At 66.7% G+C, this 24081-nt stretch carries 26 protein-coding genes; 8 read left to right on the plus strand and 18 right to left on the minus strand.

Going from position 1 to position 24081, the window contains the following annotated elements; all coding sequences use genetic code 11:
* Positions 1 to 3: 3 nt before the first annotated feature.
* The 7 genes from sugE to BMZ69_RS17985 all read right to left on the minus strand — a co-directional run bounded on the left by sugE (position 4) and on the right by BMZ69_RS17985 (position 6524).
* Positions 4 to 321, minus strand: coding sequence for a DMT family transporter (gene sugE / locus BMZ69_RS17955; protein ID WP_092159053.1), 318 nt, complete (start codon positions 319 to 321; stop codon positions 4 to 6).
* Positions 322 to 382: 61 nt separating this feature from the next.
* Complete coding sequence (locus BMZ69_RS17960; RefSeq protein ID WP_092159055.1) at positions 383 to 1306, minus strand: DMT family transporter; 924 nt, start codon at positions 1304 to 1306, stop codon at positions 383 to 385.
* Between the two features lie 33 nt (positions 1307 to 1339).
* Positions 1340 to 1972: a glutathione S-transferase family protein gene (locus BMZ69_RS17965; protein ID WP_092159057.1), complete on the minus strand. Its 633-nt coding sequence runs from the start codon at positions 1970 to 1972 to the stop codon at positions 1340 to 1342.
* Positions 1973 to 2218: 246 nt separating this feature from the next.
* Complete coding sequence (gene serA / locus BMZ69_RS17970; RefSeq protein ID WP_092159058.1) at positions 2219 to 3475, minus strand: phosphoglycerate dehydrogenase; 1257 nt, start codon at positions 3473 to 3475, stop codon at positions 2219 to 2221.
* Between the two features lie 120 nt (positions 3476 to 3595).
* A complete protein-coding gene (locus tag BMZ69_RS17975; protein WP_092159059.1) occupies positions 3596 to 4441 on the minus strand; it encodes a heme ABC transporter ATP-binding protein in 846 nt (281 codons plus the stop codon).
* 2 nt (positions 4442 to 4443) lie between these two features.
* Complete coding sequence (locus BMZ69_RS17980) at positions 4444 to 5544, minus strand: FecCD family ABC transporter permease (protein WP_280142115.1); 1101 nt, start codon at positions 5542 to 5544, stop codon at positions 4444 to 4446.
* A gap of 8 nt (positions 5545 to 5552) precedes the next feature.
* On the minus strand, positions 5553 to 6524 hold the full coding sequence (locus BMZ69_RS17985) for a heme/hemin ABC transporter substrate-binding protein (protein WP_092159144.1): 972 nt from the start codon (positions 6522 to 6524) through the stop codon (positions 5553 to 5555).
* A 211-nt stretch (positions 6525 to 6735) separates the two neighbouring features.
* Here BMZ69_RS17985 and BMZ69_RS17990 point away from each other — a divergent pair, with 211 nt between their 5' ends.
* Together BMZ69_RS17990 and hutX are read left to right on the plus strand one after the other, a co-directional pair.
* Positions 6736 to 7083: a heme-degrading protein HmuQ gene (locus BMZ69_RS17990; RefSeq protein WP_092159061.1), complete on the plus strand. Its 348-nt coding sequence runs from the start codon at positions 6736 to 6738 to the stop codon at positions 7081 to 7083.
* A gap of 14 nt (positions 7084 to 7097) precedes the next feature.
* Entirely contained in the window at positions 7098 to 7628 is a 531-nt protein-coding gene (hutX, locus tag BMZ69_RS17995) for a heme utilization cystosolic carrier protein HutX (RefSeq protein ID WP_092159062.1), read from the plus strand.
* Between the two features lie 99 nt (positions 7629 to 7727).
* On the opposite strand, the gene BMZ69_RS31645 is transcribed toward hutX, so the two are convergent.
* On the minus strand, positions 7728 to 7892 hold the full coding sequence (locus BMZ69_RS31645; RefSeq protein WP_175506857.1) for a hypothetical protein: 165 nt from the start codon (positions 7890 to 7892) through the stop codon (positions 7728 to 7730).
* Positions 7893 to 7973: 81 nt separating this feature from the next.
* Between BMZ69_RS31645 and BMZ69_RS18000 the strand changes: the two genes are divergently transcribed.
* Positions 7974 to 9317, plus strand: coding sequence for a hypothetical protein (locus BMZ69_RS18000; RefSeq protein WP_092159063.1), 1344 nt, complete (start codon positions 7974 to 7976; stop codon positions 9315 to 9317).
* Between the two features lie 112 nt (positions 9318 to 9429).
* Here BMZ69_RS18000 and BMZ69_RS18005 read toward each other — a convergent pair whose 3' ends face one another.
* Positions 9430 to 10152 carry a fused DSP-PTPase phosphatase/NAD kinase-like protein gene (locus BMZ69_RS18005; RefSeq protein ID WP_092159064.1) on the minus strand — a complete coding sequence of 241 codons (723 nt, stop codon included), beginning with the start codon at positions 10150 to 10152 and terminating at the stop codon, positions 9430 to 9432.
* Positions 10153 to 10295: 143 nt separating this feature from the next.
* Here BMZ69_RS18005 and ppa point away from each other — a divergent pair, with 143 nt between their 5' ends.
* Entirely contained in the window at positions 10296 to 10835 is a 540-nt protein-coding gene (gene ppa, locus BMZ69_RS18010; protein ID WP_092159068.1) for an inorganic diphosphatase, read from the plus strand.
* Between the two features lie 211 nt (positions 10836 to 11046).
* Here the strand turns inward: ppa and galU are convergent, their stop codons facing one another.
* On the minus strand, positions 11047 to 11925 hold the full coding sequence (gene galU / locus BMZ69_RS18015) for a UTP--glucose-1-phosphate uridylyltransferase GalU (protein WP_092159070.1): 879 nt from the start codon (positions 11923 to 11925) through the stop codon (positions 11047 to 11049).
* Positions 11926 to 12246: 321 nt separating this feature from the next.
* Here galU and galE point away from each other — a divergent pair, with 321 nt between their 5' ends.
* The 3 genes from galE (at position 12247) to BMZ69_RS18035 (ending at position 16027) form a co-directional block, all read left to right on the plus strand.
* Positions 12247 to 13236 carry a UDP-glucose 4-epimerase GalE gene (gene galE, locus BMZ69_RS18025; RefSeq protein ID WP_092159074.1) on the plus strand — a complete coding sequence of 330 codons (990 nt, stop codon included), beginning with the start codon at positions 12247 to 12249 and terminating at the stop codon, positions 13234 to 13236.
* Positions 13237 to 13475: 239 nt separating this feature from the next.
* Positions 13476 to 14711: a lytic murein transglycosylase gene (locus BMZ69_RS18030; protein WP_092159076.1), complete on the plus strand. Its 1236-nt coding sequence runs from the start codon at positions 13476 to 13478 to the stop codon at positions 14709 to 14711.
* Positions 14712 to 14779: 68 nt separating this feature from the next.
* A complete protein-coding gene (locus BMZ69_RS18035) occupies positions 14780 to 16027 on the plus strand; it encodes an SGNH/GDSL hydrolase family protein (RefSeq protein WP_092159078.1) in 1248 nt (415 codons plus the stop codon).
* A gap of 168 nt (positions 16028 to 16195) precedes the next feature.
* Here the strand turns inward: BMZ69_RS18035 and BMZ69_RS18040 are convergent, their stop codons facing one another.
* Together BMZ69_RS18040 and BMZ69_RS18045 are read right to left on the minus strand one after the other, a co-directional pair.
* Positions 16196 to 17350 (minus strand): winged helix-turn-helix domain-containing protein, encoded by a 1155-nt coding sequence (locus BMZ69_RS18040; protein ID WP_092159080.1) that lies wholly within the window; start codon positions 17348 to 17350, stop codon positions 16196 to 16198.
* Positions 17351 to 17690: 340 nt separating this feature from the next.
* Positions 17691 to 19205 (minus strand): globin-coupled sensor protein, encoded by a 1515-nt coding sequence (locus BMZ69_RS18045; RefSeq protein WP_092159082.1) that lies wholly within the window; start codon positions 19203 to 19205, stop codon positions 17691 to 17693.
* A gap of 237 nt (positions 19206 to 19442) precedes the next feature.
* On the opposite strand from BMZ69_RS18045, the gene BMZ69_RS18050 reads away from it, so the two are divergent.
* A complete protein-coding gene (locus tag BMZ69_RS18050) occupies positions 19443 to 20744 on the plus strand; it encodes a class I SAM-dependent methyltransferase (RefSeq protein ID WP_092159084.1) in 1302 nt (433 codons plus the stop codon).
* Positions 20745 to 20748: 4 nt separating this feature from the next.
* On the opposite strand, the gene BMZ69_RS18055 is transcribed toward BMZ69_RS18050, so the two are convergent.
* From BMZ69_RS18055 to BMZ69_RS18075, 6 genes are all read right to left on the minus strand, one after another.
* On the minus strand, positions 20749 to 20952 hold the full coding sequence (locus BMZ69_RS18055) for a hypothetical protein (RefSeq protein WP_092159086.1): 204 nt from the start codon (positions 20950 to 20952) through the stop codon (positions 20749 to 20751).
* A 7-nt stretch (positions 20953 to 20959) separates the two neighbouring features.
* Positions 20960 to 21091 (minus strand): hypothetical protein, encoded by a 132-nt coding sequence (locus BMZ69_RS32380; protein WP_280142116.1) that lies wholly within the window; start codon positions 21089 to 21091, stop codon positions 20960 to 20962.
* Positions 21092 to 21215: 124 nt separating this feature from the next.
* Entirely contained in the window at positions 21216 to 21533 is a 318-nt protein-coding gene (locus tag BMZ69_RS18060) for a DUF2853 family protein (protein ID WP_210188041.1), read from the minus strand.
* A 174-nt stretch (positions 21534 to 21707) separates the two neighbouring features.
* On the minus strand, positions 21708 to 22178 hold the full coding sequence (locus BMZ69_RS18065; protein ID WP_092159145.1) for a L,D-transpeptidase: 471 nt from the start codon (positions 22176 to 22178) through the stop codon (positions 21708 to 21710).
* Positions 22179 to 22620: 442 nt separating this feature from the next.
* Entirely contained in the window at positions 22621 to 23067 is a 447-nt protein-coding gene (locus tag BMZ69_RS18070; RefSeq protein WP_092159090.1) for an NfeD family protein, read from the minus strand.
* Positions 23068 to 23069: 2 nt separating this feature from the next.
* The gene (locus BMZ69_RS18075) at positions 23070 to 24047 is read right to left on the minus strand and encodes an SPFH domain-containing protein (protein ID WP_092159092.1); all 978 of its coding nucleotides are present in this window, start codon (positions 24045 to 24047) and stop codon (positions 23070 to 23072) included.
* Positions 24048 to 24081 lie beyond the last annotated feature (34 nt).

Raw genomic sequence — 24081 nt, forward strand, 5'->3', positions numbered from 1 at the left:
GGATCACGCCTCGACCAGCTTGAGGCCGATCACGCCGATCAGGATCAGCGCGAGCAGGCCTAGGCGCATCGGCGAGGCGCTTTCGCCGAGGGTGACGATGCCGGCGAGGGCGACGCCGAGCGCGCCGATGCCGACCCAGACCGCATAGGCGGTGCCGACAGGCAGTTGCTTCAGCGCCAGCGACAGCATGACGAAGCTGATGATCGCCGAGATGATGCCGATCAGGCTCGGCCAGAAGCGGGTGAAGCCGCCGGCCTGCTTCAGCGCGACCGCCCAGACGATCTCGAGTAGGCCCGCTCCGGTGAGCAGCAACCAGGACATGGGATGTCTCCTTGGAATGGGGTGACGGCGCCGGATCGGCGCCGTCCTGAAGCTTGAGGGGTCAGAAGACCTTGATCGCGGCGACACCGAGCAGCAGGACGACGACGCCGGAGAAGCGCAGGGTCGAGATCTCGCGCTGGGGCAGGCGGAACCAGCCATGGCGGTCGACGAAGAGCGAGACGATCTGCTGGCCGGCAACGGTCAGGCCGACGGTGGCGGCGGTGCCGATCACGGGGATCGCGATGAACACGGTGGTGACATAGGTCGCGCCGCAGACCGCACCGATCCAGCCCCACCAAGGCATGGTCCGGAGGCCGCCGAGCTGGGGCTTGGCGCCGCCCATCAGCAGCAGCGTCACCAGCAGCACCGCGACCATCGACAAGGTCGCGACCGCAAAGCTGAACGCGCCGACGACGAAGGGCGCGCCGAGATCCTGCCGCAGCAAGCCGTTGATTGCGCCCTGTAACGGCAGAACGGCGCCGGCAATGAGGGCGAGCAGCATCCAGCCGAGCTTGGAGCCGGAGAGTTCCTTGGTCGCGCCTTTCTGGCCGAAGACGATCGCGACCACGCCGATGAGGACGGCGGCCTTGCCGAGCAGTGTGGCGGGCTTCGGCGTCTGCCGGGGCACGCCGAGCAGGCCGAAGCTGTCGAGCCCGAGCGAAGCCAGCATCTGGCCGGCGATCAACAGGCCAACCGCGACGACGGCGCCGAGCCGCGGGAAGACCAGGATGGTCGAGGCGACATAGAGCGCCGTCGCGACGCCGCCGATCGCATGCCACCAGGGCACGGCCCGCAGCCCGCCGAAAGCGGCGCTCGTGTCGGTCGCGAGCGCGACGATCAGCAGCAGGATGGCGGCCAGGACGACCTTAATCGTGGTCGCGGCGAAGGGGCTGCCGGTCGCCTTCGACAATTGCGCATTGGCGCCGGCCTGCACCGCCAGCAGGCCGCCGGCGACGAGGGAGAGCGGGATGAAAAGGGTATCCATGACGAGACGTCCTGTAGGCTTGGCCGGGAGCGCTCAGGCGTCTGCGTGAGTGAGCACCGGCACGGCGAGGCCGCGCTGCACGGCGGGGCGGGCCGCGATCGTCTCGTGCCAGCGCTTGAGATGAGGGGTATCGGTCAGGCTGACGCCGAGCTTGGGCAGGGCATTGATCCAGGGCCAGACCATGATGTCGGCGATGCCGTAGCTGGCCTCGACCAGATAGGGCCGCAGCGCCAGCTCGCCGTCGAGGACACGCAGGATGCGGCCGGTCTCGCGCTCATAGCGCTCGATCGCATAGGGCAGCGTCTCCTTGGCGAAGACCTTGAAGTGCCAGAGCTGGCCGATCATCGGTCCGACATGAGCCGCCTGAAAGAAGCTCCATTGCAGCGTCTTGCCGAGCGCCTGCGGGCCGTTCGGCTGGAGCACGCCGGAGCGCTCGGCGAGATAGAGCAGGATCGCGCCGGTTTCGAATATCGTCCGGTCACGGTCGTGGTCGACGATGACCGGAATCTTGTTGTTCGGGTTGAGCGCCAGGAAGCTCGGCCGATGCTGCTCGCCCGCCTCGATGTCGATAACGGTGACGGCATAGGGCAGCCCGGTTTCCTCGAGCATGATCGAGGCCTTGTGGCCGTTCGGGGTCTGGTAGGTATAGAGGTCGATCGGGGTCATCGGCTTGCTCCGAAGTTTGGATGCCGATGAGATAACTTGTGCGATAACGCATAACGATGTGTGATACGACGTCAGAGAAATGCGAAATTGCACAGCTTGTGAGACGTGTCTGCGCTTCCCCGTCATGGTCGGGCTTGTCCCGACCATCCACGTCTTCATTTCACTGGTCGAGAGCGGCGGTCGAGACGTGGATGCTCGCCACAAGGGCGAGCATGACGAACTGGAAACGGGTGGTGGGTAGCAGGCTCAACCGCGCTCGTAGAGCAGCCGCGCCCGGATCGTGCCGTCGAGAGCGCGGATCTCCTCGATGATCTCGCGCGCGACCTCGCCGACCGGGTCGGCTTCCATCACGACATAGCCGATCTCGCCGTCGGTCTGGAAGTTCTGGGCGGCGATGTTGATGTTGCGGCTGGCGAAGACGTCGTTGAGGCGGCGCAGCATGCCCGGCGCATTGCGCTGGACCTGGATGAAGCGGGTGCCGGCCGGGCGCGCCGGCAACTGCACCTGCGGGAAATTGACCGCGCCGACGGTCGAGCCGACATCGGAATAGTCGACCAGCTTGCGCGCCACCTCGGCTCCGATGCGCTCCTGCGCTTCCTCGGTCGAGCCGCCGATATGCGGGGTCAGGATGACGTTGGGCAGGCCCTGGATGGGCGTGACGAAGCGCTCGCTGTTCGAGGCCGGCTCCTTCGGGAAGACGTCGACCGCGGCGCCAGCAAGCGCACCGCTGCGCAAGGCCTCGGCGAGGGCATCGAGATCGACGACCGTCCCGCGCGAATTGTTGATGAGATAGGCGCCCTGCTTCATCGCCGCGATCTCGGCCTTGCCGATCATGTTGTGCGTGGCCGGCGTTTCCGGAACATGCAGCGAGACGACGTCGCTGTTGGCGAGCAGGGCCTTCAGGCTCTCGACCGGCTCCGTGTTGCCATGGCGCAGGCGGTCGGTGTGATCGTAATAGATCACGCGCATGCCCATCGCCTCGGCGATGTTGGAGAGCTGGCTGCCGATATTGCCGTAGCCGACGATGCCGAGCACCTTGCCGCGCACCTCGAAGGAGCCGTTGGCCGATTTGTCCCAGCCGCCCTCATGCGCCGAGCGCGAGCGGTCGGGAATGCGGCGCAGCAGCATGACGATCTCGCCGATAGTGAGTTCGGCGACGCTGCGGGTGTTGGAGAAGGGCGCGTTGAAGACCGGGACGCCGCGCAGGCGGGCGGCGTCGAGATCGACCTGGTTGGTGCCGACCGAGAAGCAGCCGACGGCGAAGAGGCGTTTTGCAGCGGCGAAGACCGGCTCGGTCAGCTGCGTGCGCGAGCGGATGCCGAGGATATGCGTCTTCTCGATGGCTTCGATGAGCTGGGCCTCGTCGAGCGCTTTCGGCAGGCGTGTCAGGTTGGTGTAGCCGGCCTGCTGCAGGGCGGCGACGGCGGAATCGTTGATCCCCTCGAGCAGGAGGACGCGGAGTCGGTCCTTCGGGAAGGAAAGCCGGTCGGTGGGAAGGTTCATGGCGCGCTCGGATGGTCCAGCGATGCGCCCGCTCGCCTTGTCGGGCGGAAGGCGCCGGAGCGCTCGCTATAGACCTGTTGTCGCAGCGCACAACCGCAAAGTTGTCGCGCCCGGCTCCCGTTAGGCGCCGGCAGCGCGCAAGGACACGCCGCCGCCCGGTGAAACGGGTGTGAGGTGCTGCTGTGGCAGCAGGAAGGGCTGGCCGGCCGGCGGCAGGCGGCTGAAGGAGAGCGAGACGCGGAAGACGCCGCGGAGCAGGTTGTCGTCGAGGATGGTCGCGGGCTCGCCCTGGGCGACGATCGCGCCCTCATGCATCACCACCAGCCGGTCGGCATAGGTCACGGCGAGGTTGAGGTCGTGCAGCACCACCAGCACGGCCGCACCCTGCGCCGCGATGGAGCGGGCGGCGTCAAGCAGCGAGAGCTGGTGGCAAAGGTCGAGGCTGGCGATCGGCTCGTCCAGGAACAGGATCTGGCGCTGCGCGACGCTGCGGCCGGCCTCCAACTGGCAGAGCGCCCGGGCGAACTGGACGCGCTGCTGCTCGCCGCCTGAGAGGGTCTGGTATTGCCGGCCAGCAAGGCCGACGACGCCGGCCGTCTCCAGCGCCTGGGCGATGATCTCAGCCTTGCGGACGCGCGACTGCGCCCGGCCGACACCTTCCAGGCCGAGGCGCGCGACCTCGTAGACGCTGAACGGGAAGGCAAGACGCTGGTTCTGCACCATCACGGCGCGGCGGCAGGCGAGCTCCCAGGCCGGAATCTGCGGCAACGTCGCGCCGTCCATGCGGACCGAGCCCTGCGAAGGGGCAAGCTCGCCGGTAAGCAGCTTCAGCAAAGTCGACTTACCCGCGCCGTTGGGGCCGACGACGATGGTGGTGGCGCCCTCCTCCAGCGCGAGCGAGGCGCCGCGCACGAGGGTGCTACTGCGTACCGAAAAGGACAGATCGGTCGCTTCGAGGATCGCCATGCTCAGAGCTCCGCGATCCGGCCGCGGCGCAGCAGCAGCCAGAGGAAGAAGGGCGCGCCGATGAAGGCGGTGACGATGCCGATCGGCAGTTCGGCCGGCACGACGACGAGGCGGGCGATGATGTCGGCGCCGACTAGGAGGGCCGCGCCGCCGATTGCCGAGAGCGGCAGCAGCAGGCGGTGATCGGGCCCGATCGAGAGCCGGATCAGATGCGGCACGACGATGCCGACGAAGCCGATCACGCCGGCCGCGGCGACGCTGGCGCCGACCGCGAGCGCGACCAGCAGGATCGCGAGCGCCTTGACGCGCTGGACGGGCACGCCGAGATGATAGGCCTCGGCTTCGCCGAGCATCAGCGCGTTGAGGCCGCGTGCCAGCAGCGGAACGGCAAAGAGCAGCGGCAGCACGATCGGCGCCACCACCGAGAGCTTGGTCCAGCTCGCGCCGCCGAGGCTGCCGAGCGACCAGAAGGTCAGGTCACGCAATTGCCGGTCGTCGGAGATGAAGGCGAGCAGGCCGGTGAGCGAGCCGGCCAATGCGCCCAGCGCGACGCCGGCGAGCAGCATGGTCGCGACCGAGGTGCGGCCCTGGCGCGTCGCGATCAGATAGAGCGCCAGCGTCGAGACGAGCCCGCCGAAGAAGGCGCCGAAGGGCAGCACGGCGAAGGGCAGCTTCATCGCGAAGCCTGTGAGGAGGCGGTCGCCGAGCACGATGGTCGCGGCGGCGGCAAGGCCGGCGCCGGCGGAGACGCCGACCAGCCCGGGATCGGCGAGTGGATTGCGGAACAGGCCCTGCATCAGCGCGCCGGAGATGGCGAGCGCCGCCCCGACCAGCGCGCCGAGCAGCAGGCGCGGCATGCGGATATTGAGCACGACCAGCGCCTCGCGGCTGTCGAGCAGATCGGCCGGGCCGAAGCCGAGCTTCGCCAGCAAGATGTCCGCGACGCGGCCGGGTGCGATCGCGAAGGCCCCTGCCCCGAGCGAGAGCAGCATCAGCAGCAGGCAGAGCCCGACCAGCGCCGCGACGGCGATGACGCCCTTGCGACGGTGACCGGCCGTGAGCAGGGCCAGCGCCGCAGCGCTCGCGCTCGGAGTCTGCTTCACAGCCAATGTCATTTGGCGGCGGAGAGCTGGGCGATCTTGGCGTCGGGATAGAGCTCGGCCATCAGGTCGCGGGCCGCGTTCGGTGTGCGCGGGCCGAAGCCGAGCAGATAGAGCCCGTCCATCCGGATCAACGCTTTCTGCTTCGCCGCCGGCGTCTGCGAGAAGGCCGGCATGGCGAAGAGCTCGTCGGGACCGGCATTGTGGGCGCTGGAATGGCGCATCATCAGCACGACGTCGGGACCCGCGGTGATGATCGCCTCGTCGGTCATCGGCTTGAAGCCCTCGACGGCACTGGCGGCATTGACGCCGCCGGCGAGCGCGATGATCGCATCGGCGGTCGTGTTCCTGCCGCCGACCATGGTGCGCCCGTTCTGTAGGGAGAGCACGAACAGGACGCGCTTCTGCTTCGGCAGGCCGCTGCGCAGCTTGTCGAGCTCGTCAAAACGGGTCCTCACTGCGGCGGCGAGCTGCTGAGCCGGCTCGGCGGCGCCTGCCGCCTTGCCGATGGCTGCGATCTTCGAAACGACGGCTTCCGGGGTCAGCGCCTCCGGAATCATCGTGATCGGCGTGCCGGATTCCTTAAGCAGAGCCAGCGCGTCGGGCGGGCCGGCGCCTTCCACCGCGATGATCTGCGAAGGCTTGAGCGAAAGCACGCCCTCGGCCGAGAGAGCCCGGACATAGCCGACGCTCTTCTTTTCCTTCAATGCCTCGGGCGGCCACTGGCTGGTGGTGTCCACGCCGACGATCTTGTCCTGTTGGCCGAGCGCGTAAAGCACTTCGGTGACGACGCCGCCCGCCGCGACGATGCGTTCGGCGGTCTGCGCCTGGGCGGCGGCGATGAAGCCGCCGGAGCGAAGATCCCCCGCGAAGCCGATGGCTGCCAGCGCGCTGAGGCAAATGGCTGCGGCAAGCTCGCGCCCGAGGCGCTTCGCCTTCAGGCTGGAGAACGGTCTTGACGTCGAGGATGACAGATCGTGCATGAGCATCTCGGGGCTCGCCGCGGCGCAGCAAGCGGCCTTGCAGCGGCAGCTTTCTACGCTAAAGTCGTTCTAAAGTATTGACTCAGTTTATAACCATTCAAAACAACAGTCAGCGAGCCATTATTGACGGTGATATTCGGCTTTACTAAGGAGGGTCAAGAGCGGCAAAACCGCCCGACCGTCCCCTTTCAAGAGCCGCCGAGGTTTCCCGATGTTCATCGCTATGAACCGCTTCAAGGTCGTCAAGGGAGAGGAGGAGGCCTTCGAGACGGTCTGGTCCTCGCGCAAGACCCGTCTCGACGAGATGCCGGGCTTCATCGCCTTCCACCTGCTGAAGGGGCCGGAGAAGGAGGACCACACCCTCTACTCCTCGCACACGACCTGGGCCTCGAAGGACGATTTCACCGCCTGGACCAAGTCGGACCAGTTTCGCGAGTCGCACCGCAATGCCGGCCAGCCCCGGCCGAAGCCGCTCTATCTCGGCCATCCCGAGTTCGAGGGCTTCGAGACCATCCTCACCGAGCACAACCCGCATCTGCCGCGCCAGGCGGCCGAGTAAGAAGGCTCCAGACGATGTCGCTCGCTGAAACGCTGGCTCCGGCCGCTCCGGCCGAGGCCATGGAAAAGGTCCGGGCGGCGCTCGCCGCCAAGCCGGACGGTGTGATCGAGGCCGTCGCGCGCGAGCACGGCGTCTCGACGCTCGCCGTGCTCGAGGCGACGCCGGAGGAGCAGCGCCGCCTCATCGCCGCCGAACGGTTCGAGGCGCTCTGGCAGGAGCTCGCCACCTGGGGCACAGTGCTCTTCATCGTGCACACGCCGGATATCGTGCTGGAATGCGAGGGCTCGCTGCCGGTGGGCTCCTTCGGCCATGGCTATTACAACATCCACGGCGACAGCCCGATCGGGGGCCATATCAAGGCCGGCAGCTGCAAGGCGATCTATCTCGTCGACCGCGCCTTCCATGGCCGCCGCTCCTGTTCGGTGCAGTTCTTCAACGGCGCCGGCGAGGCGATGTTCAAGGTCTTCGTCCGCCGCGACGCGGCGCGCGAGCTTCTGCCCGATCAAGTCGCACGTTTCGAGGCGCTGACGCGCGATTTTGCCTGAGATCGACCAGCTACGGCTGTCGGGACCCCGGCAAAGCCTCTGCCGGCCGCCGGGAGAGGCTTTGCTTCGTCGGGCGATACGCTTGTGGCGGCAGGCCGATCACTTATAAATGACGGCAATCGCCTCTTTTCCGCCATAGCGACCATCATATCGATTGAGCTGCGTCAGCGGCGCCTGAAAGGTCGAGAATTTACCAGACGTTAACCATACAGGCGCAGCCTTCAACATGCGGAGCGAAGCGACGTGATCGAGCCAGTTGATCACGTGCCGGCTCCGTCAGGCGAACGCCGTGGCCAGCCAGCCGGCGCAGGCAGCCTGCTTGAGGCCCCGGCTGAGGACGCTGAGATGGCGGCGCAGCTAGCCCTGACACGGGTCAACCTGGCCAAAGATTTAATCGGCCCCACGCTGGCCGCTGCCAACTCCAACACCTTTCCCGCCGCGCTGGTAAGGCACGGCAGCTTCCGCAACGGGGCGATGCTGGCGTTGCGTTTCGTGCAGGCAAGGCTGCTGTCGGTGTGGGGCCTGCTGCTCGCCGCGGCCCTGTGCCCGCCCAAGGTCTTCACCGATTTCGCGATCTTCGGAGCGCTGGCGAACTTCGTCGCGATCGTGGTGCTGCTGCGTTTCGAGGCGGTTTTCTTTCAGAGCAACGACCGGATGCGGCTCGGCCGGGCCTTTCGCCTGGCGGTGGCCGCGGGCACGATGTTTCTCGCCGTGGCGACGATCCTGGTTCTGTTCGCGGCGGCGCAAAGCTGGGTGCTGCGTGGCTTCGGCGCGCTCTTCCTGATCTCCCTGGCCAGCCGGGCGGCGATCCGCCTGCTTCTGGCAGAAGCCACGGCGGAAGGCGACTTCGGCACGATCGGCAACAGCAACGTCGTTCAGGCATTGGTCCAGCCAGGAATGATGATCCTGCTGATCTGGCCGCTCGGACCGGTCTCGCTTGCCCTGTTCGCGGCCGATGCCTTCGGTCACACCGTCACGGCGTGCTATCTCGTCTGGCGGCGACGGCACTCGCTGCTGCGGATGCTGCATCCTGCGCGCTGGTCGCTGGCCGAGCTGCTCGCTGCCGGCTGGCAATGGCGCAGCGCGCCGACTTATCTCCTGCCGTCGACCTTGCTCTCCTTTGGCTTCTCGGTAGCGCCGTTGGTGGTTCTGCCGATGTCGAGCGACCCGGTCCTGGCGGCGCATATGGTGCTGGCGATGCGTCTGCTCGACATGCCGGCGCAGATGTTCGGCGCCGTGACGACGCCACTGGTGATGAGCGATCTGCGCGGGCATCGGGATCGCGACCGGCAACGACGCGCACGCCTGTTGACATGGGCCATGATGGCCGCCGCGATCGCGCTCTTCGTCGCTATTGCCCTCGTGGCGATCGGCGCCGACCTGCTCATCCTGAATGGCACCAAATGGGGCGGTGTCGGCGAGGTGATGGCGGTCATGACGCTGTTCTATGGCTGCAGCGCGCTGGTCGGCCCCTTGCAGGAAATGGGGACCTTCTCATCGCGCCCGCGCAGCCAGATGTCGGCCAATGCCCTGGCGCTCGCCGTAATCGCGATCGTGATCTGGAGTTTCGGCAGCCTGTCGCCCGCCTTGCTTGCCGCGATCGGCCTGGTCTCGCTGCTGCGCCTGCTGCTGCATCTGCGCCTGACATGGACGGCGATCGGCAAGGCACCACTCGCGGCGGCCGCCTGAAGCAATTCCGGCAGAACGATGCGCAGCGGTTCCGCTTCGGGAATCGCCCAGAAGCAATGAGAGGACGCTTGGACGGCGAAGCAGTGCCCGTCGGCGAGGCTCCAAGCTTGGACTATTCGCGCCGGATCAGCCGGTCGGCGAGCAGCGAGGAGAAGAAGCCCGGCTTGAATTCGCGCTCGAGCCGCTCGGGATCGTACTCCTTCGCCACCCAGTCGAGGAACGGCGTGCCCTTGCTGGCGCCCTCGCGCGCATAGGTCTCGAAGAAGGCGTCGAGAATCCCGGTCTTGGCGAAGCGGAAATGGCCGTAGCGCAGCGAAAGCTCGGCCATCGCCTCTGCGAGCGGCCGCCTCTCGTGGATCAGCAGATAGAGCGCAGAGAAGAAACCGGCCCGGTCGGCGCCCGATTTACAATGGACCAGAGCAGGCGTCTGCAACCCCGCAAAAAACGCGGGGGCAGCCAGAAGGGTGTCGCGGTCCGGCGCGCCACGCGACCGCAGGACGAATTCGACCAGCGCGATGCCGTGGCGCTCGCAGGCCTCCTTCTGCAGCGGCCAGGCACCGTGCTCGCGGCCGCCGCGCAGGTTGACGATGGTCTTGACGCCCTGGCGGGCGAACCAGGCGATGTCCGTCGGCGCCGGCTGGGCGGCGCGCCAGAGCTGCGGCGTGACGCGATGGGCGTTGAGATAGGCGAGCCGGAAGATGCCGTGATCGGACAGCAGCATATTGGCCCAGGCACGGGCGCGATCGAGCCGGCCGCGCAAGGGGCGGTCCCAGCGCGCGATCCGCGCCATGCGCCTCGCATAGCGGTCTTCCGGCCGCCGCCAGCGGTTCAGCATGGGATCGCACCTGTCATCCCGGCCCGATAGCAGCGCGCGCGCCACTGCGCAAATCGGTAACTCCGACTAAAAGCCGGGCTTGGCCTTTGCGCCACAACCGCGCATAAGGCCTCCCGAAGTTTTGTCATCGACAGGTCAGGTACATGCGGCTCGACGCCATCGCCATCGGCAAGAATCCCCCGGAAGAGGTCAACGTCGTCATCGAGGTCGCGATCGGCGGCGAACCGATCAAATACGAGATGGACAAGGAAGCCGGCACGCTCTTTGTCGACCGCTTCCTCTATACGCCGATGCGCTATCCCGGGAATTACGGCTTCATCCCGCATACGCTGTCGGAAGACGGGGACCCCTGCGACGTGCTCGTCGCCAATACCCGTCCGCTGGTGCCGGGTTCCTACATCGCGGTCCGCCCGATCGGCGTGATGATGATGGAAGACGAGGGCGGCGGCGACGAGAAGATCATCGCGGTGCCGGTCCCCAAGCTGACCAAGCGCTACGAGAACGTGACGAACTACACCGATCTGCCGCAGATCACGCTCGACCAGATCCAGCACTTCTTCGAGCACTACAAGGACCTGGAACCCGGCAAGTGGGTGAAGCTCACCGGCTGGGGCGACGCCGCCAAGGCCAAGCAGCTGATCGTCGAGGCGATCGAGCGGGCCAAGAAGGCCAAGTCGGGCTGAGGCCAGGACGAGGGGTCGCGCGACGCCTTTCCGTCATGGTCGGGCTTGTCCCGACCATCCACGTCTTCGCTGGTCAAGCGCGGTGTTCAAGACGTGCGTGCTCGCCACAAGGGCGAGTATGACGGGTAGACCTGTGCGCCCCCTGATCCGGCCCTTCGGGCCACCTTCTCCCGCAAGGGGAGAAGGCAAGAGCGGCACGCTCGCGCCCTGTTTACCGCTTCAGCATCCGCTCGATCTCAGCCCGCAATTGCGGGCCGAGATCGCCGCGCTCCAGCGCATAGGCGACATTGGCGCTGAGGAAGCCGATCTTCGAGCCGGTGTCGTAGATGTCGCCATCGAAGCGGACGGCGAAGAATTTCTCCTGCTGCGCCAGCGCGATCATCGAATCGGTGAGCTGGATCTCGTTGCCGGCGCCCTTCTCCTGCTTGGCGAGCAGGTCGAAGATCGTCGGCTGCAGGATGTAGCGGCCGGTGATGTGCAGGTTCGACGGCGCCGTGCCTTTCGGCGGCTTCTCGACCATCTTGCTGATCTGCGAGACCTTGGCCTTGGCGTCGGCGACGCCGACGATGCCGTATTGATGGGTCTGGTCGTCCGGCACCGGCGCCACCGCGATATGGTTGCCGCCATGCTCCTCATAGGCGGCGATCATCTCGGCGAGGCAGCCCTTGCCGCTGGTGTGATGCAGCATGTCCGGCAGCAGCAGCGCGAATGGTTCATCGCCGACGATCTCGCGCGCGCACCAGACGGCATGGCCGAGGCCGAGCGGCGCCTGCTGGCGGGTGAAGCTCGAAGCGCCGGCGGCCGGCAGATCGTGCTTGAGCGCCTCCAGTTCCTTGGTCTTGCCGCGCTTGGCAAGCGTGTCGTCGAGCTCATAAGCCATGTCGAAATGGTCTTCGATCACAGCCTTGTTGCGGCCGGTGACGAAGACGAAATGCTCGATCCCGGCGGCGCGCGCCTCGTCGACCACATGCTGGACCACCGGCCGGTCGACAATGGTCAGCATCTCCTTCGGGATCGCCTTCGTCGCAGGCAGGAAACGGGTGCCGAGGCCAGCGACGGGGAAGACCGCCTTGCGGATTTTCTTGATCATGCGCGTCCATCTCGCGCGCCCGGGCGCGCGCCTGCTGAAGATCGGAGGGCTTCGGGAGAGCCGGCTTCGCCCGATTCATGCCGGCGGCTCAAGGCTGGCCCGTGAATCTGGCGAAAGCCGGGCCGGCCCCATCTTCGAATACCAGTCGGGCCTTGCCGATACGTCAACGTTTTTGCGGTAACGTACCGGATTTGCTGCCCTCCCCTGCAATCCTGCACGGCTTCATCGGAACCATGCCCGAGATTAGCCATGCCAGGGAGACAGGCTGGATCGAACTGTCGTGATTCCGGTCTATGCCGGTCACGTGACGAGGAGACGAAGATGGCGATTCTGGTTTCGGGCGGGGCCGGCTATATCGGCAGCCATATGGTCCTCGAGCTTCTGGACCGTGGCGAGAAGGTCGTGGTGCTCGACGATCTCTCGACCGGCTTCTGGTGGGCGGTGCCGCAGGAGGCGACCCTCGTGCGCGGCGACATGGGCGACCAGGCCCTGGTCGAGCGCACCATCGCCGAACATGGCATCAGCGAGATCGCGCATTTTGCCGCCAAGATCGTCGTGCCGGATTCGGTCACCGATCCACTCGGCTACTACCACAACAACACCGTCAAGACGCGCGCCCTCCTGGAGAGCGCGGTGCGCGGCGGCGTCAAGCATGTGATCTTCTCCTCGACCGCGGCCGTCTATGGCGAGCCGCCGGTCTCGCCGGTGCCGGAGGAGATCGCGCTCAACCCGATCAACCCCTATGGCCGCTCCAAGCTGATGAGCGAATGGATGCTCGGCGACGTCGCCTGCGCCCACGGCCTGTCTTACGTCGCGCTGCGCTATTTCAACGTCGCCGGCGCCGATCCCAAGGGGCGGTCGGGCCAGTCCAGCACCAACGCCACCCATCTGATCAAGGTCGCGAGCCAGGCGGCGCTCGGCCAGCGCGCCGGACTCGACATCTTCGGTACCGATTATCCGACGCCGGACGGCACCTGCATCCGCGACTATATCCACGTCACCGACCTCGCCCGCGCCCATCTGTCGGCTCTCGACCATCTGCGCACCGGCGGCGGCAATCTGACGCTGAACTGCGGCTATGGCCGCGGCTATTCGGTCAAGGAAGTCACGGAAGTGGTGAAGCAGGTCTCGGGCGTCGATTTCCCGGTCCGGCTCTCGCCGCGACGCCCCGGCGATCCGGCCGCGCTCGTCGCCAAGGCCGACCGCATCCGCGCCGAGCTCGGCTGGCAGCCAGAGCATGACGATCTCACTGAGATCGTCACCCAGGCGCTGGCCTGGGAGGAGAGCCTGCGCAAGCGCAATGCGAGCTAACACCGCATTCTCTCAGCCCTCATCCTGGAGAGCGATCGCAGATCGCGTCTCGAAGGATGCTCCACGAGGCTCGAGAGACAGCTGAAGCATCCTTCGAGACGGCCGCTGATGCGGCCTCCTCAGGATGAGGGCTTTATGTTTGGCTGCTGGCGAAGAGATTTGGCGCGGCGTTAACCCATGGTTAACCTCGATCGGGCGCTGTGGTGGAAAGACCCCGCGACCGAGCCAGAGGAGCAACCATGCGCCCCGTCACCGTTCTCGCCTTCGCAGCGGCGCTCGGCCTCGGGCCGGCGCTCGCGCAGACGACGGGTTCGATCAATCCGGCGCGGGCGCAAGTCCCCAAGCCCGAGGCGCGGCCGGCTGCGCCGGGCTTCGACGGCTTCCTGCGGACGCTCTGGCCGATGGCGCAGGCGCGCGGCATCTCGCGCCAGACCTTCGACCTGGCCTTTCAAGGAGTAACGCCCGATCCCTCCATCGTGGCGCTGACTCGCAAGCAATCGGAATTCACCGCGCCGATCTGGAGCTATCTCAACAGCGCGGTCGGCGGCTCGCGCATCTCGCGTGGCCGCGAGATGCTCGACGCCCATGCCAGCGTGCTGGCCCAGGCCGAATCCCGCTATGGCGTGCCGAAGGAGATCATCCTCGGTATCTGGGGGATGGAGACCAACTACGGCTCGTTCAAGGGCGACAAGGACGTGATCCGCTCGCTCGCGACCCTGGCGAGCATCCGCTATCGTGGCGACTTCTTCCGCGACGAGCTCCTGACCGCGCTGGAGCTGATCGAGAAGGGTCATGTTGAGCGCAGCGAATTGCGGGGATCCTGGGCCGGCGCCATGGGCCACACCCAGTTCATGCCATCGAGCTACATGAAATACGCGGTCGACCAGACCGGCGATGGCCATGCCGACATCTGGACCTCGACCAGCGACGCCATCGCCTCGACCGCCAACTATCTCAAGGGCTATGGCTGGACCCCCGGCCTGCCCTGGGGGATCGAGGTCGTGATCCCTGAGGGCTTCGACCACAATCTCTACCGCGCCAGCTTCTCATCCTTCCGCTCGGCGGGCGTGCGCCGCGCCGACGGCGGCTCGCTGCCCTCCTCCGGTGAAGCGCGCCTGTTCTATCCGGCCGGCCATACCGGCCCGGCCATGCTGCTGACCGCGAATTTCGACGTCATCAAGAAGTACAACTCCTCCGACGCCTATGCGCTCGCCGTCGGCCATCTCGGCGACCGGATCGTCGGCAGGCCCGCCCTGCAGGGCGAATGGCCGGTCAAGGCACCACGCCTCGACAAGGCCGGCACCACCGACGTCCAGCGCCGGCTGAAGGCCCTCGGTCTCTACAATCACGACGCCGACGGGCGCATCGGCACCGGCACGCGCGAGGCGGTCAGACAGTATCAGCTGCGCGTCGGCATACTTGCCGACGGCTACCCGACCCCGGCGCTGCTGGCGCGGATGAAGGCGCCCCGCTGACAAAGCGGGCAATCGCGACTATATTGCCTTCCGGTGCCACTTCCCGACCGGCGCCGATCGAGAGCACGATGCGTCCGCGTTCGCTCTTCATGGTACTGGCTGCGGCCCTGCTCGTGCTCGTCACCGGCGGGCCGATCTCGATCGCCCAGAACCCGGTGCCGCCGGGCCGGATACCGCAGGCGCCGCCGCAGGGGCGCAGCCTGTTCAACATGTTCTGGCAGATTCCCGAGAAGCCCGTCGCTCAGCCACGCCCGCAGCGTCAACGCGTTGCGCCGGTCCAGCAGCGCCGGGCGCCGACCCGCGTCGTCGTCCGAGACGATCCGGTCATCCCCAAGGTCGACGTCAACCACCACGTCCTGGTCATCGGCGACACGCTCGCCGGGCAGATCGCCGAAGGGTTGGAAGACAGCCTGCAAGACCGCGCCGACGTTGCGGTCGAAAACAAGGCCAAGGCCGATAGCGGCCTGGTCCGCAGCGATTTCTACGACTGGCCCAAAATGGCCGGCGAGCTGCTGGCGGCGGACGCCAAGGTCATGGTCGGCGTCGTCGTGCTCGGGCCGAACGACCGGCAGGTCATCCGCGAAGGCGAGATCACCCATGAGCCGCTGAGCGAACGCTGGCTCCAGCTTTACAGGGCGCGGATCGAGGCGGTCGCCTCGGCCTTCAGCGCCAAGCGCGTGCCGCTGATCTGGGTCGGCGCGCCGCCGATGCAGAATCCTCGCCTATCCACCGACCTGACCACGCTGAACGATCTCTTTCGCAAGGGAACCGAGGGGGCCGGCGGCCAGTTCGTCGACCTCTGGGAGGCCTATGTCGACACGGAGAACCGCTATACGGCGATGGGGCCGGACGTGAACGGCCAAATCGCCCGGCTGCGGCTCGGCGACGGCGTGCATTTCACCAAGGCCGGCGCCCGCAAGGCGGCTCATTTCGTCGACGTCGTCATCCGCCGCATCCTGGAGAAGACACCGACGCAGAATGTCATCGCCCTGCCCGTTCCTCCCGAGGCAGAGGGCACGCCCTCGCCGCCGCCGCAGCCCATGGATGTCGAACGGCTGATCGACCGCATGGTCAGCGGCGCGCCGACCGATCTTCCGCTCTTACCCGTGGTCCCGCCCAGGCCGCTCGCCGGCCCGATCCTGCCCCTGACCGGGGCGGTCTCCCTGGGCGGCGATGCGGCGCTGATCGCCTCGATCCAGGAAGCGCGCGGCCGCGGCGATATTGCCGCAGGGCTCGACCGCGTCTTCGGCCAGGGCATCGCGCCTGAGCCGCGCCCCGGCCGCGCCGACGATTTCCGCTGGCCGCGGGGCAATTGAAGCAGCGGAGCCGCTCCGTCTTTCCGGGTCACGCCAAAGGCGTGAGCCCGGAACCCATAACCACAGCGCATTTCCAGAAGGTCGATGATCGGTGAGTCTTGGTCGGCTCTGCCTGTGTTCATGGGTTCCAGGCTCGCTGCGATGCAGCGTCCCGGCAAGACGGCATGGTTATCCCAGCTGAAAGCGCTCGAAGCGCTGCATCTCCTCGTCGACCCGCCGCCGCAGCTCCGCAGACGGCTCAGGCTCCAGCCAAGTCCATTGCTGCACCAGGAGCTTGCGCGCCGCCCGGTCGGTCTTGAGGTCGGCGACGGCGACGATGCGGTCCCCCGCCAGCACCGGCAGGCCGAAATAGCCGAAGACGCGCTTTTCCTTCGGCAAATAGGCCTCGAAGACATGGTCATAGCCGAAGAACAGCTTCAGCCGCTTGCGCTGGATGATCAGCGGGTCGAAGGGCGAGAGGATGTGGACGAGGCTGTCGTCGACCGGCTCCGATGGCTCCAGCACCTCCGGCATCGCCCAATGCGGGGTCTTCGCGGCACCCTCGATCGCGACCGGCACCAGCTCCTTGCGCCTGACGCGCGCCGCGATCAGTTCGGCGATCGCCTTCTTGCTGGGCGCATCGAGATGGCAGATCGAATCCAGGCTGACGATCCCTTGCGCCCGCAACGCCCGGTCGAGCTTGTAGGCGGCGACCTGACGTTCCGACGCCGGCGCCGGCTGCTGGTCCCAGCCGAAATGCCGGTCGATCAGCTCATAGGTCTTGAGCATGCCGGCGCGGGCCGAAATCGCGAGCTCGCCATCATAGAAGGCGCGCTCGAGCAGGCCTTTTGACGGCTTCTTGCTGGCCCAGAGATGCGTCTTCTCGACCAGCACGTCAGTGTCGATGTCGCGGATGGTGAGGGCGCCGTCCTTGCGGATTCGGCGCAGCAGCTTGCGCGTCTCCTCGCGGCTGCCGACCGCAGCCCAGCGCTTCGGCTCGGCGCGATGTGCCTTCATCGCCGGCAGGAAATAGCGCAGGTCCGCAGTCGGCACATAGGACAACGCATGCGTCCAGTACTCGAACACCGATTTGTCCTGCGACTGCGCCTGCGCGAGGTCGTCGCGGCTATAGCCGGGAATCCGGCTGTAGAGGATGTGGTGGTGACAGCGCTCGATCACGTTGATCGTATCGATCTGGACATAGCCGAGATGGGCGACCGCCGCCGCCGTCGCCTCCGCGCCAGAACCGAAGGGCTCGCGCATGTCGAGCTTCTGGGCCTTGAGCCAGCCCCGGCGCGCCGCCGCCTTGTCGAGTGTCAGAATCTTTCGCGGTCGCGTCGCCATCTGGGCAAGCTAGCGACAAGCCGGTGCGCCGATAAGTGGCGATGGCCCGCATTCCTGACAGAAGCTGTCGGCGGCGACGAGTGACAGGCCCGGTATCTTGCCGGCCGTCTGCTTCATAGATCCGGAGCAGGCCTGCCGAGCTGGCGTCGATGAAGCCCTGGTCCGCCCCCTTGACACACGCTGCTTCCCAGCTTGCGATCGCCGATACGCTTTCCGCCGAAAGCGGACGGCTCTGAGCGCCGCAACTCAAACCTGGATCGGCTGCAGCCGAGCGGAACACCGGAACGATGGAGGTGCCGTGTGGAACAGTCCATGCGGCCCCGGCCGTTCCGGCAGAGGCTCAGGCCGCCCGGCTGCGCCGAGCCGGTGCCGCGGCCTCCTCGCCTTGCGTTGTCCGGAAGGTGCTGACGAAACGGTTCAGGCGCTCGATCTGATCGAGCAGGGCCCGTGCCGAGGCGGCGCTTTCCTCGGCCAAAGCGGCATTGCTCTGGGTCATCTCGTCCATATGGCTGACGGTGCGGGCCATCTCGTCGATGCCGTTGGCCTGCTCGCCGGCGGCGGCGGCGATCTCGTTGACGGTGGACGAGACCTGCATCGAGGCCTCGACGATCTTCTCCAGCGTCTCGCCGGCCTGCCGGACCAGGCGCACGCCCTCGACGACCTCGATGTCGGAGGAACCGATCAGGCCGGTGATGTCCTTGGCGGCCTCGGCCGAACGCTGCGCCAGCGCCCGGACCTCGGCGGCGACGACGGCAAAGCCGCGCCCGGCATCGCCGGCCCTAGCGGCTTCGACGGCCGCATTCAAGGCCAGGAGGTTGGTCTGGAAGGCGATGCCGTCGATCACGCTGGTGATCTCGGAGATCTTCTTTGAGGCCCCCTCGATGCGCGCCATCGCCTCGATCGCGTCCTTGACGATCTCGCCGCCGGTGCGTGCCACGGCCGAGGCATTGTCCGCCAGCGTCACCGACTGGCGGGAGGACTGCGCCGAGCTCTTGACCGAGGCGGTGAGCTCCTCGGTGGTCGCCGCGGTCTGCTGCAGGGCCGATGCCTGCTGCTCGGTGCGTGACGACAGGTCGTTGGCGCCGCTGTTGATCTCCTGCGAGGAGGCGGCGATGGCGGCGGAGCTGGTCTTGATGCTCGCGACCATCTCGCCGAGCTTGGTCATGGCATCGTTGAAATGGTCGCGGATGCTGGCGTATTCGGCCGGCATGTCGTCAGCCATGCGATGGGTCAGGTCGCCGCGCGCCAACGCCGCCATGCCATTGCCGACATAGCCGATCGCCTTGTCGCGCTCCTTCGCCTTGGCCTCCTCGACGGCACGAGCCTCGGCCTCGATCTTGAGGCGCGCCGCCTCCGAGGCTTCGAGATAGACCGAGATGGCGTAATCCATGTCGAGCAGGGCGGCCTTGACGATGGCGCCGATCTCGGCGCCGCGCTCGGCCGCGCCGTCGAGCTTGCCGCCGAAGCGGCTCTTAGGCCAGCGCTCCTCCAGCACCTTGGCGAGCAGATTCTCGAGCAGCAGGGCATAGCCGCCGATATACCAGCGCGGCTCCAGCCCGATCTTGGCATGGATCTGGCCGACGGTGGTGACGGCGCGGACATAGTCCTGGTCGAACTGGCCCTTGGCGATGCGGTTCCAGTGCGAGATCTGGCGGTTCTTCGCGCCGTCCATATGGGCGGCATTGCTGAAGAAGGCCTTGGTCTCGGGGAAGGCAGCGACCTGGGTGTAGAAGGCATCGAGCGCGCCGGGCAAGGCGCCGAGGATGCTCTTTTCCATTCCGGCGATGCGCTCCCGCGCCTCGCGATCGAGCTGCATGAAGTCCAGCCGTCTGTCGAGCTGATCCCCTGACGACATGATGTGATCCCCCAATCACGATGCGCGGCGCCGCTTGGCCACTTTGGAATGGAAGCAAAGTATGGTTAAGAAACCGACAATGGTTGCTTAGCCAGTTTACTGCCCGTTTTGCGTGCTGTGCCGTTTCGACAAGCCGCCGCTGATTGCAGAAGGGCAAAGCCGTTCTGACGGCGCGAATTCCGATCGGGCGAAAACCGCGCTAAGAGGGCGGCGCATATCGGTCGGAACAGGCAAAGCATGAGCGGCGACGGCAAGAGAATCGAGGCGCTGCGGCGGCTCCTGACCGAGGCCTACGAAAAACTCGGGCTGAAGCTCGGCTTCTCGCTCTGGGACGGCTCGCGCGTGCCGGCGAGCTGGCCAGCAGACGGGCTGATGATCGCGATCCGCGATGCCGGCGTCGTCGCGGCGCTGCTGCGCAAGCCCAAGCTCGATACCTTGCTGCATCTGCACGTCTCCGACCGGATTGCGATCGAGAACGGCACGATCTTCGATCTCGCCGCGGCAAGGCCCGACGGCAAGGTCGGCCGGCTGGCGCGCAGCATCTCCAAGACGGCGGCGTTCGATGTGGTCAGGCACTTCCTGTTCGCGCCGGGACAGGCGCCGCAGGCGGTGGAGCACATCAAGGGCGACGAGATCGCCCGCGACGGCACGCCGGCGACGAACAAGGCCAATATCGCCCATCACTACGACGTCTCGAACGCATTCTACAGGCTCTTCCTCGACGAGCGCATGGTCTACACCTGCGCCTATTTCACCGATGATCATGACGATCTCGAACGGGCGCAGACCGACAAGCTCGAGATGATCTGCCGCAAGCTACGCCTGAAGCCGGGTGACAAGCTGCTCGACATCGGCTGCGGCTGGGGCGCGCTGGTCTGCTACGCCGCCCAGCATTACGGCGTCGAGGCGCATGGCGTGACGCTGGCCGAGGAGCAGCTCAAGCTGGCGCGCGAGAAGGTCGAGGCGCTCGGCCTCACCGGCAAGGTCACGCTCCATCTCAAGGACTTCACCCAGATGGAGGGGGAGTTCGACAAGATCTCATCGATCGGCATGTTCGAGCATGTCGGCATCCGCAACCATCCGACCTATTTTCAGGCGGTGAACCGGCTGCTCAAGCCGCGAGGCCTCTACCTGCACCACTCGATCTCGCGGCGCGCCAAGAAGACCGACAAGGCCTTCAACAAGATGCCGGCCGAATACCGGGCTCTGGTGCGCTACATCTTCCCGGGCGGCGAGCTCGATCATCTCGGCATGTCGATCGCCAATCTCGAGCGCTACGGCTTCGAGGTCCACGATGTCGAAGGCTGGCGCGAGCATTACCAGCGCACGACGCGGCTCTGGTTCGAGCGGCTGAATGCGAACAAGTCTGCGGCGGAGGCCGAGGTCGGGCCGGAGCGGACCAAAATGTGGCTGCTCTACCTCGCCGGCTGCTCGCTCGCCTTCGAGCGTGGCGGGGCGCTGATCAACCAAACACTGGTCTCGAAGCGGCGCAAGGGCCCGTCGGGCCTGCCGCTGACGCGGGCCGATCTCTACCGCTGAGCTGTCATGAGAGGCGCAGTGCGAGCGGCCGGTTGCTGAAGCTCACGGCGCCGGCGCCTGCCTCGGCGCGGGCATAGTGCAGGGCATCGTCCCGGCTGCGGAAATAGCCGCCGCCGCGGCCATGTGTCTCGACCGCGATCCAGTGGCCCTCGCGGTCGCGTCCGATCTTGAAATGCGGACGGGTGGTCGGGGCGGCGGCGGTCGGCATGACCGCCTCAAAAGAAACCGATGGTGGCGCCGAGGGCGAGGCCCGCGCCGAAGACGATCATCGAGGCGAAGGCCGCCTCGGCGACGGTGAAGAGCGTCTGGGCGTGGCCTGAAAGGGCGGAGCGGGACAGCGTGAACATCGAAAACCCCCAAGCGGATCGTTCGTGTTCGGTTTTGCGGCGCTCTGCACGGTTTTCGCGACAGCCCCTGAAAATGCGAATGGCGCCCGAGGGGGCGCCATCAGGTCAGGCCAGGCTTTCAAACCTATTTCTTCACGAAGGCGTCGAGCTTGCCGTAATGTTCGGCCAGCAGATAGTAGAAGGTCAGGCGCGACTTGGTCTTGTCGGCCTTCATATGCTCGCAGGTCGCCTTGACGGTGGCGTCAAGGTCGGCGCTCTTCAGGCCGAGCTTCTTCTTCAGGAAGTTCTCGCGGACGCGCTCGAGTTCGGCGGGGTCCGAGCAGGCGACATAGCGCGTGTCGGGCTTGCTCATCACCAATGCATAGGCCTTGCTCATGCCGGCGAAAGCGGCCTCGTTCACGGGCTTCTTGGCGAACTTCTTGACGTCGGCGAGATGATCCATCGGGTACCCCTCTGAAGACATATCGGTTCGAAGGCGCGCTGGACTCAGCGTTAACCGCCACGGAAAACGATATCCGGCTTTTTTGCCGCAGGCGAGAGGCGTCGGCACGAAAATCCCGCGATTCCTCGGGTGGAATCGCGGAATCCGTGACGATCCTTCGAGGAAACCTGCGACTCACGGCATGACGACGACCGGCGTTCCCATGCGGACGCGGGCATAGAGATCGATCACGTCGCTATTGTGCATGCGAAAGCAGCCATAGGAGGCGGCGGTGCCCACCGAGCGCGGATTATTGGTGCCGTGGATGGCGTATTGCCCGCCAGGCCCGAGGCCGATGACGCGCGCGCCCATCGGATTGTTGGGCGCACCGCCGGGGATCACGTCGGGCAGGCGCGGATTGTCGCGCTTGACCTCGGCCGGCGGGCTCCAGGCCGGGTCGACCTGGAGTTCCTCGACATATTTGACGCCGCGCCACTGCTTGCCGGCCTTGCCGACGGCGATGGTGTAACGCAAAGCCTGCCCTGGTGCGGCAATGTAGTAGAGCTTGCGCTCGGCCGTGCGGATCAGGATCGTGCCGGGCTGGTAGCGGTAATCGGGGAAGTCGACGACCTCGCGCGCCTGGGCGGGACGCACCGCCAGCAGCATCAGCAGCGAGACTGCTGCTGCGAGGATGAAATCGATCGGTCTGTGTCGGCCCGCCATGGCCTTCTCCTCGCGCATCTGAACGCTTCGGAGGCGGATTGGACGAGCGGCCGGTGAATCCAGGGTTCAGCAGCATGGTGAACCGCCGCTTCAGAGCGATTCACCATGAATCCGGGCTTAACCGACTCTTACTTTCAGGCGACGGCGCCGCCGAGCGCGAGCATCGCCAGCAGCAGCGACAGCAGGGCGGCAAGGGCGAGGTCGATCGGTCCGTGCGAAATGCTCATGACGGGTTCCTCCGCGCGGCCGAGATCCGATACCCGGCGGCGCTGTGGCCGTCATGACCGAAGCAGCGGGCATGGTCCACGAGCAGCGATGGCTGGCATGAACGGCCCGTTAAGCACTCCCGCAGGGTTTGCGAAAAATGCTCGCCAGCGGCCGGTGTTCAGGCCTTCTCGACAACGAGCGTCGCGCCGTCGACCCGCACCACGCGGATCTCGGTGCCCGCCAGCAGCTCGGGCCCGGTGATGCGCCATGAGGAATCGCCGACGCGGATGCGGCCCTCGCCGCCAGCCATGGTCGCTTCCAGCTTGAAGACCTTGCCGATCAACTGGCGGCCGCGATCGTTCAGGCCGGACGCGGTGTCCGGCTCGTCGCTGCGATGGCGCGTGACGGCGCGGCCGAGGAGGACGGAGGCGACGGCGAGCGCCGCGAAGACCAAGAGAGCACCCTGCCAGACAAGGCCGGTCAGCCCGACGACGGCGCCGGTCAGCAGCGCGGCGAGGCCGAGCCAGAGCAGGAAGACGCCGGGCGCCAGCATCTCGCCGCCGATCAGGACGAGCCCGAGCACGATCCAGGCCCAGCCGCCGAAGGAAGCGAACCAGTCGAGCATGCTCAGCCCTCCGTGCGGCCCGCTGCCGGCACGGAGCCGGAGCGCCGGCTCGCCGCCGCATCCTCGCCGAACACGGCCTTGGTGAGCTGCGCGATGCCACCGACGGTGCCGGCGAGCGCCGCGGCCTCGATCGGGACGATGACCACCTTGCTGTTATGGGCGCTCGCCATCGCCTTCAGCGCCTCGGTATAGCGCTCGGCGATCAGGAAGTTGGCGGCCTGGATGTCGCCGCGGCTGATCGCCTCGCTGACCATGGCGGTCGCGTTCGCCTCCGCCTGGGCGAGGCGCTCGCGCGCCTCGGCATCGCGCAGCGCCGCCTCCTTGCGGCCCTCGGCGGCGAGGATCTGCGATTGCTTCTGCCCTTCCGCTTTGAGGATCTCGGCCTGGCGCAGGCCCTCGGCCTCGAGCACGGCGGCGCGCTTCTCGCGCTCGGCCTTCATCTGCCGGTTCATCGCGCCGGCGATGTCGGCCGGCGGCAGGATGTCCCGGATCTCGATGCGGGTGACCTTGACGCCCCAGGGCGAGGCGGCGGCGTCCATCACCCGCAGCAGCCGCTCGTTGATCTCGTCGCGATGCGAGAGCAACTGGTCGAGATCCATCGAGCCGACCACGGTGCGGATATTGGTCATGGTCAGCACGATCAGCGCCTGGTCGAGCGAGGCGACCTCGTAGCAGGCCTTGGCGGCGTCGAGCACCTGGTAGAAGGCGGCGGCGTCGATGCGCACGCCAGCATTGTCCTTGGTGATGGCTTCCTGGCTGGGAATGTCGAGCACCTGCTCCATCACATTCACCTTGTGGCCGATTCGCTCGATATACGGGATGATCAGCCCGAGGCCCGCCCCCAGCGTGCGCGAATAGCGGCCGAAGCGCTCGACCGTGTAGTTGAAGCCCTGCGGGATGGTGCGCACCCCGAGCGCGATCGTCAGGATCACCAGCGCGACCAGTGCGACGACGACGATGTCGAAGCCAGTGGGATTCATCTCAGCTCTCCAGCCCGGTCCGGGAATTTGGTTC

This window comes from Allobosea sp. CRIB-10, from assembly GCF_900112185.1.
Lineage (GTDB): Bacteria > Pseudomonadota > Alphaproteobacteria > Rhizobiales > Beijerinckiaceae > Allobosea.

Bases quoted from the DNA above. Each gene is read 5' to 3' on its own strand.
- BMZ69_RS17985 (WP_092159144.1), bottom strand. From the start codon at position 6,524: ATGCACGATCTGTCATCCTCGACGTCAAGACCGTTCTCCAGCCTGAAG.
- hutX (WP_092159062.1), top strand. From the start codon at position 7,098: ATGTCGCTCGCTGAAACGCTGGCTCCGGCCGCTCCGGCCGAGGCCATG.
- BMZ69_RS18045 (WP_092159082.1), bottom strand. From the start codon at position 19,205: ATGTCGTCAGGGGATCAGCTCGACAGACGGCTGGACTTCATGCAGCTC.
- sugE (WP_092159053.1), bottom strand. From the start codon at position 321: ATGTCCTGGTTGCTGCTCACCGGAGCGGGCCTACTCGAGATCGTCTGG.
- galU (WP_092159070.1), bottom strand. From the start codon at position 11,925: ATGATCAAGAAAATCCGCAAGGCGGTCTTCCCCGTCGCTGGCCTCGGC.
- BMZ69_RS18075 (WP_092159092.1), bottom strand. From the start codon at position 24,047: ATGAATCCCACTGGCTTCGACATCGTCGTCGTCGCACTGGTCGCGCTG.
- BMZ69_RS18040 (WP_092159080.1), bottom strand. From the start codon at position 17,350: ATGGCGACGCGACCGCGAAAGATTCTGACACTCGACAAGGCGGCGGCG.
- BMZ69_RS18055 (WP_092159086.1), bottom strand. From the start codon at position 20,952: ATGCCGACCGCCGCCGCCCCGACCACCCGTCCGCATTTCAAGATCGGA.
- BMZ69_RS18030 (WP_092159076.1), top strand. From the start codon at position 13,476: ATGCGCCCCGTCACCGTTCTCGCCTTCGCAGCGGCGCTCGGCCTCGGG.
- BMZ69_RS18000 (WP_092159063.1), top strand. From the start codon at position 7,974: ATGGCGGCGCAGCTAGCCCTGACACGGGTCAACCTGGCCAAAGATTTA.
- BMZ69_RS32380 (WP_280142116.1), bottom strand. From the start codon at position 21,091: ATGTTCACGCTGTCCCGCTCCGCCCTTTCAGGCCACGCCCAGACGCTC.
- BMZ69_RS18005 (WP_092159064.1), bottom strand. From the start codon at position 10,152: ATGCTGAACCGCTGGCGGCGGCCGGAAGACCGCTATGCGAGGCGCATG.
- BMZ69_RS17990 (WP_092159061.1), top strand. From the start codon at position 6,736: ATGTTCATCGCTATGAACCGCTTCAAGGTCGTCAAGGGAGAGGAGGAG.
- ppa (WP_092159068.1), top strand. From the start codon at position 10,296: ATGCGGCTCGACGCCATCGCCATCGGCAAGAATCCCCCGGAAGAGGTC.
- galE (WP_092159074.1), top strand. From the start codon at position 12,247: ATGGCGATTCTGGTTTCGGGCGGGGCCGGCTATATCGGCAGCCATATG.
- BMZ69_RS17965 (WP_092159057.1), bottom strand. From the start codon at position 1,972: ATGACCCCGATCGACCTCTATACCTACCAGACCCCGAACGGCCACAAG.
- serA (WP_092159058.1), bottom strand. From the start codon at position 3,475: ATGAACCTTCCCACCGACCGGCTTTCCTTCCCGAAGGACCGACTCCGC.
- BMZ69_RS18065 (WP_092159145.1), bottom strand. From the start codon at position 22,178: ATGCTGCTGGCGGTGCGTCCCGCCCAGGCGCGCGAGGTCGTCGACTTC.
- BMZ69_RS17975 (WP_092159059.1), bottom strand. From the start codon at position 4,441: ATGGCGATCCTCGAAGCGACCGATCTGTCCTTTTCGGTACGCAGTAGC.
- BMZ69_RS17960 (WP_092159055.1), bottom strand. From the start codon at position 1,306: ATGGATACCCTTTTCATCCCGCTCTCCCTCGTCGCCGGCGGCCTGCTG.
- BMZ69_RS18060 (WP_210188041.1), bottom strand. From the start codon at position 21,533: ATGGATCATCTCGCCGACGTCAAGAAGTTCGCCAAGAAGCCCGTGAAC.
- BMZ69_RS18035 (WP_092159078.1), top strand. From the start codon at position 14,780: ATGCGTCCGCGTTCGCTCTTCATGGTACTGGCTGCGGCCCTGCTCGTG.
- BMZ69_RS18050 (WP_092159084.1), top strand. From the start codon at position 19,443: ATGAGCGGCGACGGCAAGAGAATCGAGGCGCTGCGGCGGCTCCTGACC.
- BMZ69_RS18070 (WP_092159090.1), bottom strand. From the start codon at position 23,067: ATGCTCGACTGGTTCGCTTCCTTCGGCGGCTGGGCCTGGATCGTGCTC.